The 14445-nt window shown below is 72.9% G+C and carries 11 protein-coding genes; 3 read left to right on the plus strand and 8 right to left on the minus strand.

Annotated elements, in window-relative coordinates:
- Nucleotides 1–380: Hsp70 family protein (locus tag ABIA33_RS31970; protein ID WP_370086436.1), on the minus strand; the 380-nt coding region annotated here is incomplete at its 3' end.
- A gap of 275 nt (nt 381–655) precedes the next feature.
- Between ABIA33_RS31970 and ABIA33_RS31975 the strand changes: the two genes are divergently transcribed.
- Nucleotides 656–2368, plus strand: a complete 1713-nt coding sequence (locus ABIA33_RS31975) for a PucR family transcriptional regulator (protein WP_370086439.1) — start codon at nt 656–658, stop codon at nt 2366–2368.
- A 159-nt stretch (nt 2369–2527) separates the two neighbouring features.
- Here the strand turns inward: ABIA33_RS31975 and ABIA33_RS31980 are convergent, their stop codons facing one another.
- From ABIA33_RS31980 to ABIA33_RS31995, 4 genes are read right to left on the minus strand one after another with little or no spacing between them, the layout of a single operon-like run.
- Nucleotides 2528–4225 (minus strand): allophanate hydrolase, encoded by a 1698-nt coding sequence (locus tag ABIA33_RS31980; RefSeq protein ID WP_370086441.1) that lies wholly within the window; start codon nt 4223–4225, stop codon nt 2528–2530.
- A complete protein-coding gene (uca, locus tag ABIA33_RS31985; RefSeq protein WP_370086610.1) occupies nt 4222–7836 on the minus strand; it encodes an urea carboxylase in 3615 nt (1204 codons plus the stop codon). Before uca ends, ABIA33_RS31980 begins: the two co-directional genes overlap by 4 nt.
- Nucleotides 7836–8456: an urea amidolyase associated protein UAAP2 gene (locus ABIA33_RS31990; protein WP_370086443.1), complete on the minus strand. Its 621-nt coding sequence runs from the start codon at nt 8454–8456 to the stop codon at nt 7836–7838. Before ABIA33_RS31990 ends, uca begins: the two co-directional genes overlap by 1 nt.
- A 1-nt stretch (nt 8457) precedes the next feature.
- Nucleotides 8458–9261 (minus strand): urea amidolyase associated protein UAAP1, encoded by an 804-nt coding sequence (locus ABIA33_RS31995; RefSeq protein ID WP_370086445.1) that lies wholly within the window; start codon nt 9259–9261, stop codon nt 8458–8460.
- 192 nt (nt 9262–9453) lie between these two features.
- Here ABIA33_RS31995 and ABIA33_RS32000 point away from each other — a divergent pair, with 192 nt between their 5' ends.
- A complete protein-coding gene (locus ABIA33_RS32000) occupies nt 9454–10161 on the plus strand; it encodes a TetR/AcrR family transcriptional regulator (RefSeq protein WP_370086447.1) in 708 nt (235 codons plus the stop codon).
- Between the two features lie 11 nt (nt 10162–10172).
- Here ABIA33_RS32000 and ABIA33_RS32005 read toward each other — a convergent pair whose 3' ends face one another.
- Complete coding sequence (locus ABIA33_RS32005; RefSeq protein WP_370086449.1) at nt 10173–11711, minus strand: amino acid permease; 1539 nt, start codon at nt 11709–11711, stop codon at nt 10173–10175.
- Between the two features lie 497 nt (nt 11712–12208).
- Nucleotides 12209–12799, minus strand: a complete 591-nt coding sequence (locus ABIA33_RS32010) for a potassium channel family protein (RefSeq protein WP_370086451.1) — start codon at nt 12797–12799, stop codon at nt 12209–12211.
- Between the two features lie 213 nt (nt 12800–13012).
- Here ABIA33_RS32010 and ABIA33_RS32015 point away from each other — a divergent pair, with 213 nt between their 5' ends.
- Nucleotides 13013–13177 carry a hypothetical protein gene (locus ABIA33_RS32015; RefSeq protein WP_370086453.1) on the plus strand — a complete coding sequence of 55 codons (165 nt, stop codon included), beginning with the start codon at nt 13013–13015 and terminating at the stop codon, nt 13175–13177.
- Nucleotides 13178–13387: 210 nt separating this feature from the next.
- Here the strand turns inward: ABIA33_RS32015 and ABIA33_RS32020 are convergent, their stop codons facing one another.
- Nucleotides 13388–14410 carry a nitroreductase family protein gene (locus ABIA33_RS32020; protein ID WP_370086455.1) on the minus strand — a complete coding sequence of 341 codons (1023 nt, stop codon included), beginning with the start codon at nt 14408–14410 and terminating at the stop codon, nt 13388–13390.
- Nucleotides 14411–14445 lie beyond the last annotated feature (35 nt).

Below are 14445 nucleotides of genomic sequence, written 5' to 3' on the forward strand. Positions count from 1 at the left end.
TTTCCGGCATCCTCGGCGAGCTTGCGCAACACCTGGGCGCTGATCTCCTCGGGCGCGTACTGCTTGCCGTTCACCTCGAAGCGGGCCACCCCGCCCGGCCCCTCCACCACGTCGAAGGAGACCGCCTTGGCCTCATCGGAGACCTCGTCGTAGCGACGGCCGATGAACCGCTTCGCGGAGGTGATGGTGCCCTTGGGATTGAGGATCGCCTGCCGCCGGGCCAACTGCCCCACCAGCCGCTCACCGCTGTCGGGGAAGGCGACCACCGAGGGTGTGGTCCTGGCCCCCTCGGCGTTCGGGATCACGGTGGGCTCGCCGCCCTCCCAGACCGCGATCACGGAGTTGGTGGTACCGAGGTCAATACCGACTGCCTTCGCCATGAGAATCTCCTCCGTCGGGACGGACGTGCCGGTCGGGTCGGTCCTGGCGCACAACCACACCTGTGGCCAGCCTGCCGCCCGGTCCTCCGCGATACCTCGCCCTGGCAGGACCAATCCGCGACGGCTGCCCGGTCCTCAAGGACGGGGCGGGCCCTGCGGGGAAGGGCCACGCGGCGATGGTCCGCGTGAGGCTGCGGCACACCGGGCGGCTGCGGTAGACCGGGCGGCGTAACGTGAGGGGAGGCGCCTCTGTACCGAGTCCGATGGGACCTGTCATGGATGCTGACTCCCGCACGGCGTCACCGGTCCAGCCGGTCCTTCGGTCGGCGACGGACCTGCACGCGGTTCTCCGCCACACCACGGCGATGCTCGACAGCGCTGATGAACGCGAGGTCCTGTGGGCCGCGATGGCCGCCGTCTCGGCGCTCGGCCCGTTCACAGTCGAAGCGGCCTACCTGCTACGGGACGGCCAACCGCAGCGCTGCCCGCCTCCCAACGCCGCCGTCCGGGGCGCACCCCGGCCCGAAATCCCCACGGCCGCCGCGATCGACCAACTGCTCGACGCTCAGTCCGGGGGCTCCTGGATACGGGCCTTCGCCCTGCGTCACCACGACAACCGCCTCGGATACCTCGTCATCCGGGCTCGCAGCACGCCCTCCGCCGAGGAGACCGCACTGGCCGACCTGCTCGCACAGCAGACCGGCATCGCCCTCGCACAGCTCGCCCAACGCCAGGGGGAACACCGGCACTCCGAGGAAGGCGACCAGCCGAGGACCGGAGCAGCCCGGCTCGATGCCGACCCCGGCGCCGACCTCAGCGCCGCCATCTCCGTCCTGGAGTGCCAACGCGACTACCTCGACACGCTCTCGCGCGTCGCGGCCTCTGGCAGGGGCGAGCAGGGCATCGTCCAGACGCTTCACGAGCACACCGGGCTCCCGGCGATGACCGAGGACCGCTACGGCAACCTCCGGGCCTGGTCGGGGCCCGGCCGTCCGCCGCGAAACCCGGTGCCTGCCCTGCGCCCCCGGGACGAGCTGCTGCACGCCGTGCGACACCGGCCCGGCGCCATCCGCGACCGGGACCGGCTGATCGCCCCCATCGAGATGGCCGGCGACCTGCTCGGCCTGGTCGCGCTGGTCGACCCGGACCGCCGCGCGGCCGAGGCGGACGCCTCCGCCCTCGAACAGGCCGGCCTGGCCCTGGCCCCCGGCCTCGCCCACGAGCACAGACTCGCCGAACTGGAACCACAACTGCGTCGCGACCTCGTCGAGGAACTGATCTCGGGCAGGGCGACCGAGGACGCGTTCGCCCGCGCGGCCACCTTCGGACACGACCTGCACCGGCCGCAGTGCGTCGCGGTACTCCGGTGGCACGGGCTGTCCGACCAGGCCGCGCTCAACGACGCGGTCGCCCGGGCAGCCAAACGCCTGCGCCTGGACGTGCTCGTCGGCACCCGCGCGGAACGCACAGTCGTCCTGGCCGCCGGACTCGACGCCGGGGACGCCCTGTACCGAGCCGTCTCCGACGACCTCGGCACGCCGGCCGGGGCCGTGGGAGTCGGCGGCCGCTGCGACGGCCCCGCGGACCTTCTCCACTCCTACGACGAGGCCGAGCGCGCCCTCACGGTTCGGCGCAAGTCCCACGACCCGCACGGCAGCACCAGCTTCGAGGAACTCGGCCTCTACCGCATGGTGGGCACCGGCGACGGTGAGCGGGAAGCCGACCGCTTCGTCCGGGAGTGGCTCGGCGCCCTGCTGGACTACGACCGGCGTCACCACAGCGACCTGGTCGCCACCCTCACGCACTATCTGGAGACCGGTGGCAGCTACGACGCGACCGCGGAGATCCTCCTGATCCACCGCAGCACGGTCCGCTACCGCCTCCAACGTATCCGCGAGATCACCGGCCACAACGTCAACGACGTCGAGACGCGGCTCAACCTCCACGTCGCCACCCGCATCCGCACCGTGCTCGACCAACCCAGGTGAGCCGGCGTCAGTGAAACGCTGCAGGACGAAGGGCGTCGTCCGGTGCCGGGCGGTCGAACCCAGGCACCGCCCGGCACGCACCGACGTCGTCGGATGCCTGCCGCCCCAACGCCTCTCGCTGTGACGGTCGGACGAGCGGCGCGCTCTTGACTGGGACGCCTACTCAGTGGACAGGTCGGCGCCCGAGGCGAGATGGGCCAGGTAGGCGCGCCAGCCGCCGAAGGCGGTGATGTCCGGAGCGTCCAGCAGTGCGGCGGGTTCGCACAGGAAGCCGGTGGCGCCGCTGCCGTCGGCGAGCCGCACCCGGCCGACGGCCATCGGTTCGGGCAGGTCGGCGACCAGGCGGCCCAGGCCCTCGGGCGGCAGCTCCCACACCTCGGCCTCGACGGCCGCACCGCCCAGGGCGACGCGGACCAGTCCCGGCTTGGCGGGGGTGGTCGCCAGCGCATGCAGCCTGTAGTCGGGCGCGGTGGCGGTCCAAGCGACCAGACGGCCGCCCAGTGCCAGGAGCTGGCCGTTCAGCGGCTGGCCGCTGAGGTGCGCGCCGACGACCGCGAGGCGCAGCAGAGCGGGTCGCGGGTCCAGCAGGCGGGCCAGGGAACCGAGCCGGGCCTCCGTGTGCGGACGGCCGATCAGCATCACGCCGAACGGCAGGCCGCGGACCGTCTCGGCGGGGACAGCGAGCGCGCAGAGGCCGAACAGGTTGGTGGAGTTGGTGAAGCGTCCCAGCCGGGAGTTGGCCCCGACCGGGTCGGCGGCGACCTCGGCGAGGGTGGGATGCCCCGGGGTGGTGGGGAGCAGCAGCGCGTCCGCGTCGCCGAGCCGGTCCATGGCAGCGGTGTGCAGGCGTTCGAGCTCCTCGCGGTCGGCGAAGAGCCGGTGCGCGGGGATGTCGCGGGCGGCGGTGATGATCGCGGCGACGGTGGGGTCGAGGTCGTCCTTTCCGGCGTGGGCCTCGACGAAGGCGCCGACGGCGGTGTAGCGCTCGGCGACGAAGGCGCCCTGGTACAGCAGTGCGGCGGCGCGGTCGAAGGGGGTCAGGTCGATCGGTTGGAGCCGGGCTCCGGCTGCTGCGAGGCGGTCGACCGTGCGGGTCCAGGCGTCGGCCCAGCCGGGGTCGAGTTCGCCGAGCTGCTCCAGGTCGGGAACGGCGACGCGCCAGGGGCCGGGACGGCGGGTCGGCGGTTCGGGCGGGCTGTCCAGGAGCAGCGCGTGGGCCAGTTCCGCCTCGGGGAGCGTGCGGGCGAAGACGCTGACGCAGTCCAGGCTGCGGCAGGCAGGGACGACTCCGGTGGTGGGGACGGTTCCCGGGGTCGGCTTGACGCCCACGATGCCGTTGAGTGCGGCGGGCACTCGTCCCGATCCGGCGGTGTCGGTGCCGAGGGCCAGGTCGGCGATGCCGAGGGCGACGGCGACGGCGCTGCCCGAGCTGGAGCCGCCGGAGATGCGGTCGGGGGCGATGGCGTTGCGTACCGCGCCGTGGGGGCTGCGGGTACCGACGAGGCCGGTGGCGAACTGGTCGAGGTTGGTCGTTCCCAGGACGACGGTCCCGGCGGCGCGCAGCCGGGCGACGGCGGTGGCGTCGGCGGCGGGGCGGTAGGCGTAGCCGGGGCATCCTGCGGTGGTGGGCAGCCCGGCGACGTCGATGTTGCCCTTGACCGCGAGGACGGTGCCGGCCAGCGGCAGGTGCTCCCCCGCCGCCGTCCTGGCGTCGACCGCGCGGGCCTCGGCCTCGACCTCCGGCTGCGGGCGCAGGTCGATCCAGATCTCCGGGCGGTCCGCCTCGGCGTTGCGCCGGTAGGCGGCGCGGACGCGGGCGAGGGCGGGACCTTCGGGTCCGGCGGCGGGTGTGCTCATGCGGCTGCCTCCTCCTCGGGGCTGATCAGCAACAGTGGTGTGCCGGCTTCGACCTGGTCCCCGGCCCGGACCAGCAGCCGGGTGACGAAGCCGTCCTGGGGCGCCGTCAGTACCGACTCCATTTTCATCGCCTCCAGCGCCAGCAGTCGTTCGCCCCGGACCACCCGCTGGCCCGGAACGACGTCGACCTTCCAGACGCAGCAGGTGAACTGGGCTTCGACCAGCGATCCGCCCTCGGGGGCGCTGACCTCCTCCGCGACGCCGGGTACGACCGAGAGGACCTGGTCGGCGCGGTCGAACTCGCCGGACAGTTCCCAGGCGTGGCGTTCGGCGGCGAAGGCCGCGGTCTGGCGCTCGGCGAAGGCGGCGATGCCGTCGGCGTTGTCGTCCAGGAAGCGCAGGTGGTCAGCGAGGGCGAACTCGCCTTCCTCGATCTTGAGTTCCAGCCGTCCGGCGGCCATGTCGGCGCGCATGTCCAGCAGTTCAGCGGCCACGACGGGATACCACTTGATGCGGTCGAAGAAGCGCAGCAGCCAGGGGAAGCCGGGTTGGAAGGGGCCGCGCTGCTGCCACCCCGACCAGACCTGGACGGTGCGGCCGACGAACTGGTAGCCGCCGGGGCCCTCCATCCCGTAGATGCACAGGTAGGCGCCGCCGATGCCGACGGAGTTCTCGGCGGTCCAGGTGCGGGCGGGGTTGTACTTGGTGGTGACCAGCCGGTGCCGGGGGTCGAGCGGGGTGGCGACTGGCGCGCCGAGGTAGACGTCGCCGAGGCCGAGGACCAGGTACTCGGCGTCGAAGACGGTGCGGTAGACGTCGTCGACACTGTCCAGGCCGTTGATCCGGCGGATGAACTCGATGTTCCAGGGGCACCAGGGGGCGTCGTCGCGGACTCCGGCCGTGTAGCGGGCGATGGCCTCGCGGGTGGCCGGGTCGTCCCAGGACAGCGGGAGGTGGACGGTGCGGGAGGGGACGCGCAGTTCGCCGGTGGGCGGCAGTTGTTCCTCGGCCTGCCGGACGAGTGGCAGCAGCCGGCTGAGCGGCAGTACGGAAGGGTCGGTGTGGATCTGCAGCGAGCGGATGCCGGGGGTGAGGTCCACCACGCCGGGGAGGTCGAGTGCTGCGAGGTGCGCGGCAAGGGCGTGGACGCGCATCCGCAGCGCCAGGTCGAGTTGCATCGGGCCGTACTCGACGAGCAGGTTGTCGTCACCGTTGCGCCGGTAGCCGACCTCCGGGCGGCTACCGTCCTCGGCCGCGGGGGTGCGGGCGAGGATGCCGCCGTCCACGATGGCGGGCCGCGGCGCGCCGTCGAGGGTGACCGGGCGGAAGGCGACCGAGTCCCCCGGGCGCAGTTGGCCCAGCTTCCAGCGCTCCGCGGTGAGAACGGTGGCGGGGCAGACGAAGCCGCCGAGGGAGGGGCCGTCGGGGCCGAGCAGGACGGGCATGTCGCCGGTGTAGTCGACGGCGCCCACCGAGTAGGGGGTGTCGTGGATGTTGGAGGGGTGCAGTCCGGCTTCGCCGCCGTCACGGCGGGCCCAGGCGGGTTTGGGCCCGACCAGGCGGACGCCGGTTCGGGCGCTGTTGAAGTGCACCTTCCAGTCGGCGGCGTAGAAGGCCTCGATGTCCTGTTCGGTGAAGAACTCGGGTGCGGCGTGCGGTCCTTCGGCCGCGGCCAGCTCCCAGTCGTGGGTGAACAGGGGGCGCTCGGCGAGCGGGACCGGGCGGGCAGCTGGGGCGGTCGCGCCCCCGTGCAGGACGTCGCCGGCGCGCAGGGCCCGGCCGCCGTGGCCGCCGAAGCGGCCGAGGGTGAAGGTCGCGGCGCTGCCCAGGAACCCGGGCAGGTCCAGGCCGCCGGCGACCAGGAGGTAGCTGCGCAGTCCGGTGGACTGCGGTGCGGCGACGGCCAGTTCGCCGCCGGCCGGCACGGTCACCGGCTCCCACTGCGGGACGGGGGCGCCGTCCAGGGTCACGGCGACCGGTGCGCCGGTGACGCACACGGTGGTGGCGCGGCTGAAGCGCAGCACCGGGCCTTCCAGCGTGCACTCCAGACCGGGAGCTCCCTCAGCGTTGCCGATCGCCCGGTTGCCCAAGCGGAAGGACAGGTCGTCCATGGGCCCGCACGGGGGCACGCCGACGTGCCAGTAGCCCGTGCGTCCCGGCCAGTCCTGGACGGTGGTGAGCGTGCCTGGACGCAGCACCTCGATCCGGGGTGTGGGGTCGGTGACTCCGGCGAGCGTCGCGGTGGTGTGCCGAGCCTCGCGGACGGGCGCGGCGGCCACGGCGGCGCGCAGCAGTCCGAGGTTGGTCTCGATGCCGTCGACGCGGGTGGCGGCGAGGGCGGCGTCCAGGCGGTCCAGGGCCTGGACGCGGTCGTCCCCGTGGGCGATGATCTTGGCGAGCATCGGGTCGTAGCTGGTGCCCACCTCGGTTCCGGTCTCCACCCAGGTGTCGACGCGGACATTCTCCGGGCTGCCATCCTCGGGGCTAGCGTCCCCCGGGCTGCCGTCCTCGGCGCTGCCGTCCTCGGGGAAGAACCGCACGCGGGTGAGCAGTCCGGCGCTGGGGCGGTGGTCCCGGGTGGAGTCCTCGGCGTAGACGCGGGCCTCGACGGCGTGGCCGCGCGGCGGGCCGACCGGGCGCACGACCTCGCGGTCGCCCTGGGCCAGCCGCAGCATCCACTCGACCAGGTCCACCCCGTACACGGCCTCGGTGACCGGGTGTTCGACCTGCAGCCGGGTGTTGACCTCCAGGAAGGACGCCTGCTCGCGGGCGGCATCGTAGACGTACTCGACGGTTCCGGCGGAGCGGTAGGACTGGGCCGCGCACAGGGCGGCGGCGGACTCGGCGATCGCGGTACGGACGGCGTCGGGGAGTCCGGGCGCGGGGGCCTCCTCAAGGACCTTCTGGTTGCGTCGCTGCAGCGAGCAGTCGCGGTCGCCCAGGGTGACGACCCGTCCGGTGCCGTCGCCGAAGACCTGGACCTCGACGTGGCGGGCGTGTTCGACCAGCCGCTCCAGGAACAGCCCGGAGCCGGCGAAGCTCGCGGCGGCGACACGCTGGACGCTGTCCCATGCCTCGGCCAGCTGCGCCGGGTCATGGCAGGCCCGCATGCCGATTCCGCCGCCTCCGCCGGTGGCCTTGAGCATCACGGGGTAGCCGAGATCGGCCGCGGCTGCCAGGGCCGAGGCAAGGTCAGGCAGCAGGCCGGTACCGGGAAGCAACGGGACTCCGGCGGCCTCGGCGGCCGCACGGGCGGTGTGCTTGGCGCCGAAGACCTCCAGCTGGGCCGGGGTCGGGCCGACGAAGACCAGCCCGGCGTCCTCGACACGGCGGGCGAAGTCGGCGTCCTCGGAAAGGAAGCCGTAGCCGGGGTGGACGGCCCCCGCCCCGGTGTCCAGTGCGGCCTGCAGGACCAGGTCGGCACGCAGGTAGCTGTCCTTGGCGGCGGCGGGGCCCAGCCGGACGGCGTGGTCGGCGAGCCGGACGTGGGGTGCGCCGCGGTCGGGGTCGGAGTGGACCGCGACGGTGCGCAGTCCGAGGCGGCGTGCGGTGCGCAGGATCCGGACGGCGATCTCGCCGCGGTTGGCGACCAGCAGGGTGTCGAAGGTCATCATGTCTCCGGTCCGGTGACCGTCATGAGCACGGCCGTGGGGTCGAAGCCGTTGCAGGGGTTGTTGACCTGCGGGCAGTTGGACACCAGCACCAGCACCTCGCGTTCGGCGCGCAGCGACAGCGACAGCCCGGGGGCGGAGAGGCCGTCGACGATGCCGAGGGTGCCGTCCGCCTCCACCGGCACGTTCATGTACCAGTTGACGTTGCTGACCAGGTCGCGTTTGCCCAGTCCCCAGCGCGCGCCCTCGGCGAGGAAGTTCTCCACGCAGGCGTGCTCTGTCCAGGTGTGGTGTCCGTAGCGCAGGGTGTTGGACTCCTTGCTGCAGGCCCCGCCGACCGTGTCGTGGCGGCCGACGGCATCGGCGGTGAGGGTCATCAGCGGGGTGTGCTCGTTGGACATCAGCACGCTCCCGGTGGTGAGGAAGATCCCGCCCTGGGCCTGGAGCGTGTCCGGCGCGCTGTAGCGGACGGCTGTGTCCTTCGCGTCGTAGACCAGGAAGTCCACGGCCTGGTTGCCGTGCAGGTCGGTGATGGTCAGCGTGTGGCCCCGGGGTATCACCGCCGACCAGGCGGCGCGGGCGGGGACGGTGGAGGACGGCGTCGCGGTCTCCGCTGGCATGTCAGACTCCCCTGGCGGCACAGAACTCGGCGGTGTTGGCGAAGGCCCGGCGGCCCTCGGGGGTGGCCTCCCACAGCGGGTCGCCCGGCGCGGTGGGCGCGCCGCGCCAGGCCGTGACCTCCAGCGGGCCGCAGTGGTACGCGGGGCTCGGGTCGAGCGGGTGCGGGACGTCGGCGATCAGCACGGTCAGCGGCTGCTCGGCCCGCAGAGTGACCGCGGTGCCGGGGCCTGCCGTGCCGGTGTACTCGAGCGCGCCGTCGGGTCCCACCCGGACGCCCTGGAAGAAGGACACCGAGGGCGGCAGGTCGCGCGGGCCCAGGCCGTTCTTGGCGGCGGCCAGCAGCAGCAGTTCGCGTCCGCCGGGAGAGCCGGACTGGGGGCTGCCGTCGCCGTACCGGGCGGTGTTGCGAGCCAGGGTGCTGGTGCCGCAGAGGGCGTCGTGGCGCCCCGAACTGTCCTCGGTGACGCTCGCCAGTACCCGGCCCTGGTCGGAGAGCAGCAGCGCGCCGGGCCCGAGGTAGGCGTTCCACTGGACCTTGACGGTGTCGGCGGCGTTCAGCCGCTCCCAGGGGCGGTCGGCGACGTAGAGCAGCAGGTGGGCGCAGGCCGTGCCGAGCGGGTCGGCGAGGCGCAGCATGCTGCCGCGGGCCAGCACCTTGTGGGTGTAGTTCCCGCCGGGCACGGTCTCGGCCCACAGCAGGTCGTCGGCCGCGATGCCGGGGGGCGGCGCGGGCCGTTCGACGCGAGCCGCCTGGGCGCGGGCGTGCGCGCGGGCGGCGTAGGTGGTGTCGGTCGCTGGACCCACGGCAACCTCCATGGCTCGGTGGGCTGGTGAACGGGCGTCGGATCACGACGGCGGGCTAATTTCTGTCGCTTGACAGAAATTAGTCGCGGATCGCTTCGCGCCGGTTGCCCGCGCATTTCCCCGAGGTAAAGACCCGGAGGTTGAGACAGGTGCCGTCAGAACCGCCGCCGAGGCCTGTGCGAGGATCAAGAGATGTCCACCACCGCCGGGTCAGGTCGAGGCCGCGTCGGACGCCCCCGCGCCCGCGGCCCCGTCGAGGACGGGCTCAGCGCCCGCGAGGGCGTGCTCGCCGCCGCCGCCGAGCTCTTCACCCGCCAGGGCTACGCCGCCACCACCACCCGGGCCATCGCCGACGGCGCCGGGCTGCGCCAGGCGTCGATGTACCACTACTTCGCCGGCAAGGAGGACATCCTCGCCGCGCTGCTCGAAGGCACCGTCCAGCCCTCGCTGGACCTCGCCCGCCTCCTGCTGGCCCGGAGCGAACCCGCCGAGGCGCGCCTGTGGGCGCTGTGCCGGGCGGACGTCGAGCTGCTGTGCGGGGGGCCGCACAACCTCGGCGCGCTCTACCTGCTCCCGGAGACCGGCGCCGAACGTTTCGCGGACTTCCGCCGGGTGCGCGATGAGCTCCGCGCCTCCTACGCGGCCCTGCTGGCGGCGACCGCTGCCGGTGCGGCGCTGGAGGGCCCCGAACGGCAATTGCGGTCCGACCTGGTGTTCGGACTGATCGAGAGCGTCATCCTGATCCGCCGCCAGACCCCGGACCGCCTGACCCCCCCGCTGGCCGACGCGACGGCGGACGGCGCGCTGCGCCTCGCCGGCGCTTCGGCACAGGTGCTGGCCGAAGCGTCGGCGGAGGGAGCGGTCCTGCTGCGCGATCTGCGGCAGCCACCTGCGATCTGACGCAGGGTCGGCTACGCGGACGCGCGGGTCCTGGAGCGGTGCGCGACGACGCCGAGCACCGCCGCGGCAAGCAGGAACAGCACGGTGAACCACTGCAGGTACCAGTGCCCGCCCTGCGGGTCGTAGACGGCGGCGCGCGGCCAGGCCAGGTTGACCGCCATCGCCACCCCGTAGACCACCGCGAGCACGTTGATCGGCAGGCCCCAACGTCCCAGCGAGAACAGCGGCTTGCCCGCCTCGTCCAGGCCCTCCCGTCCTCCGATCGGCCGACGCCGCAGCCGGCCCAGCAGCATCGGCCCGGTCACCATCGCGTACGCCAGGTACACCAGCACGATGCAGGTGGTCCCCAGCGCCAGGTACGCGGACGGCGAGAAGAAGCTCAGCGACATCGCCGCCGCCGCCAGCACGCCGACGACCACGGCCGGTGCGTTGGGCGTTCCCGTGCGGTCGGACACCGCCGCCAGCCTGCGCGAACCCGGCAGCTGGCCGTCGCGGGCCATGGAGAAGACCATCCGCGCGCCCGCCGTCTGGATCGCAAGGGTCGCCACGCACACCGCCACCGCCACGTCCGCGAGCAGCACCCGGCCGAGCGTGCTGCCAAATCTGCTGGTCAGCACATACGAGAGGCCGCCGCCGGCGAGATTGCCGTCGGTCAGGCTCGGCGCGGCCAGGATGCCGCCGAGGATCACCAGCCCGCCGCCGATCCCCGCCGCCACGACCGCGCCCAGGATGGTGCGCGGCGCGGTACGGCTGGGCGCGCGGGTCTCCTCGGACATCTCGCCGGCGCTGTCGAAGCCCACCAGCACGTACGCGGCGCTGAACGAGGCGATCAGGAACAGGCCCAGGTAACCGCCGCCGAGGTGCCCGGTGTGCAGCACCACGCCGGGGCCCCGGTCGGTGTGCGTCAGCAGCAGCACGGACATCACCGCGATGCCGATCAGTTCGCAGGTCACCCCGATGCTGTTGACCAGGGACATCACGCGGATGTCGACCACGTTCACCAGCGTCGTCGCCACCAGCAGCACCAGCCCCAGCAGCACGGCGTTCTCCGCGCCGGAGGATGTCGTCGGGTTCGGGTCGCCGCCGACCATCTGGAACCCCGACCAGATCGACGGCAGGACCACCTGCAGCGCCAGGGCGGCCGCCGAGACCACGACGATCTGGCCGATGACCATCAGCCAGCCCGCGAACCACCCGAACGTCGGGGTGCTCAACCGGGTGGACCACTGGTAGACCGCTCCGGAGATCGGGTACCGGGCGGCGAGCTCCGCGAAGCAGGCGGCGACGGCGAGCTGGCCGAGCAGGACCAGCGGCCAGGTCCAGAAGAAGGCCGCGCCGCCGAAGGAGAAACCGAAGGCGAAGAACTGGAAGACCGTGGTCAGCACCGAGATGAAGGAGAACCCGGCCGCGAACGAGGCGTACCGGCCGAGCCTGCGGTGCAGTTGCTGGCGGTAGCCGAAGGAGGCCAGGGCGATGGCATCCCCGCTCGCGGGCGGTGACGTGTCGTCGGGGGACGGCGGAAGGGTGTGGACGGCGCCGGGCTCGGACATAGCGGTTCCCTGTCGCTGAAGGGGCATTGATGAGGGCGTGCGATGGCGCGAGCGACAGGATGGGACACCCGATGGCGGCGGGTCGGTACGACTGGGAGACAGGGAAGCGCCCTTGTGTTTCGGGCGCGCCAAGGACGCGTTACGGGCCGCGAAAGCCGTCGGCCGCACTGCCTCTTACCGCACCGACACGGGAGTGACATCGCGGTGAAACCCGGCGGCTCTAATTTCTGTCACGCGACAGGTATTAAGCTGCGGCAGCGTGGGCCCCGGTGGCGGCCGGAGCCCACGGATGCGGCCCGCAGCTGCGCGCCACTGCGCGGAGCCCGCCCCCGGCACCGCCGGGAACGGGCTCCGCGCCGGCGCGCCAAGTGCTGCACCGGAGGCATGATCCCTACCGGGCAACTGACCAACCCGGCTGTGCGCGACCTCGTCATCGCCGTCAACACGGGCGACACCGACGCCCGCCTCGACACCCGCCAGGCCTGCCCCAGACCCGACTACCGCGCCGGATCGCCGGGAGCGTCAGCCGCACTCCCGTCCCCATGCGGGCCGCTCCCCGTCCGCCGCTGCAGGCCGACCTGGACCGCGCCGAGGAGGATCCGCACGGCCACACCGACGAGCAGCAGGTCGCCCAGCATCTGAACCATCGTCACGATCCGGGCCGGTTCGGACCGGGGGACGATGTCCCCGAAGCCGACTGAACTGAACACGGTGACGGTGAAGTAGAGCGCGTCGAGGCGCGTCAGGTGCTGGGAGAAGGCATTGGTTTGGTTTCGTTCCATCAGGAAGTACGCCGTGGAGAAGATCAGCAGGAACAACGGTACGGACGTCGCCAATGACTCGATGGCCCGCATTCGGGGGAATGGCGAGCGCGCGATCGACCGAGCCTGAAACGCGATCAGGAGCACCACGGCGAGCAGGCCGACAGTCAGCCGGAACACGCTGTCGGCGGTGGGCCGCTCGCCCATCGGCAGTACGAAGTACAGGGCCACCAGGCCGGTGGAGGAAAGCAGGGGACGCAGCAGCGCGCGCGCCGCCAGCCTGCGACGTTTCGCCCGGGGGAGGTTCCCGTACGCCGGCTGCGTCACGCGTGGCCGTCGTCGGGGTTCGGCTGCGACAACACCCTCCGAGCCTAACCGGCACAGCCACGCGCGCCGTGTATCACGCAGCAGTCCGCGTGTCCGCATGTCCGCGACGTGAGCCCCGCCGCCGCGCGGCTGGGCACAGAGATCGGGACCGCAGGCCCCGTAGCATCGGCCGCGACCAGGAGGAGAATGGGAACCCCAGCCCGGGAGGCCGCCATGCCCCACCTTCTCCACTTCGGCGCCGGACCCATCCACCACAGCAGGACAGGCCACCGGAGCAGCCCCGCGACGCGAGACAGCATCATCCTCTGGGTGATCTTCGCGGTCGTCGTGATCGCGATGGTGATCGCTTCCGGCGTCAACGCCCTCCCCAGTCCCTGACCGGAAGCCGGGGCCTGCAGCTAGCCCGCGGCTGGGCGGGTGCGAGTCCGGTGCGCCGGTGACCAGGCCCACGTGCCGAAGTCGTCGACCAGGTGGCCCCATGCCTTGCTGAAGGCCTGGACCAGGTGCCGGCCGTGACCGGGCGGGGCCTCGGGGCGGGTGTCGCGGACCGCACACAGCGCCACCCGCGTACCGCGCCACGGCCGCGGCCTACCCGCTCACCCGTGCGTCGCCGCCGAGGTGGGATCGGCGCTCGGCGAGGAGTTCCCGCGCCGGGCGGCGCGGTGTGGCGGGGCCCTCGGGGCCGTACCCGATGCGCAGCAGCATCTGTGGTTGGCTCGCGCCGGAGGTGGAGGGGTCGCGGAGCAGCCAGCGCAGGTCGGGCCACTCCATCGCCTGGTACAGCATCGAGGCCCGCAGGCCGTGCGCCGTGAGCAGCAGCAGGATGCGTTGCAGTGCTTGGCCGGCGCGCAGCCAGTCGGCCTGGTGGTCGGTGCTGGTGGCGAGCAGCAGGAGGCGGGGGTGGTCCTCGAATCGTTGCGACGGCGTGGCCCGGCCGCGCTCCAACGCGGTGAAGTCGCGCATCGGCACGCGGGCCTGGGCGTCACGGGGACCGAGCGCCGCGTAGGGGATTCCGTACGGTCCCTCGTTGGAGTCCTTGAGCCAGGACCGGGCCTCCTCGGTGCGGGTGCGGTCGCCGGTGCGGCGCAGTTCGGCGTCCGCCGTCAGCGCCAGCAAGCGCGTGGACTCCGTCTCGCCCGGCAGGTACAGCTCAGCGCCCTCGCTGTGCGCCGCCTCCACCAGATCCTTCAGGACAGCAGGAGGCACCGGTTCACCTGAGTAGGGCAGTCGGCTGCTGTGCCTGCGCCCGATGGCCTCGTACAGGTCCGGGCCCCGGTCCACGGGCGTGCGCAGCGGCCCGGCCAGCCGCACCTCGGCGAGCAGGTCGGGATCGCTCGCTCTCGGCAGCAGGTGCAGGACCGGATCCCACCCCAGGTGGGCCACCGCGACCTCCAGATTGAACACGGCGGCGCCCACCGACAGGCACAGCGCCCGACCCTGTGGGTCGGACACCGGCAGCGACCGCTCCTGAGCGGCGAACACCTCGACCGTGCGACTGTGCGGCTCGACCTGGAACCGCCATGGCTGGGTGTTGAGGATCGACGGTGCGGCGGCCGCCGCGGACAGCAGCGTCTCCACAGCGGCAGCGTCCAGGACCGGTTCCGTCTGCATGGCAACCCTCTCCTCACGGGGACGCGGCGGGCTCG

This window comes from Streptacidiphilus sp. MAP12-16 (assembly GCF_041262165.1).
Taxonomy (GTDB): domain Bacteria; phylum Actinomycetota; class Actinomycetes; order Streptomycetales; family Streptomycetaceae; genus Streptacidiphilus.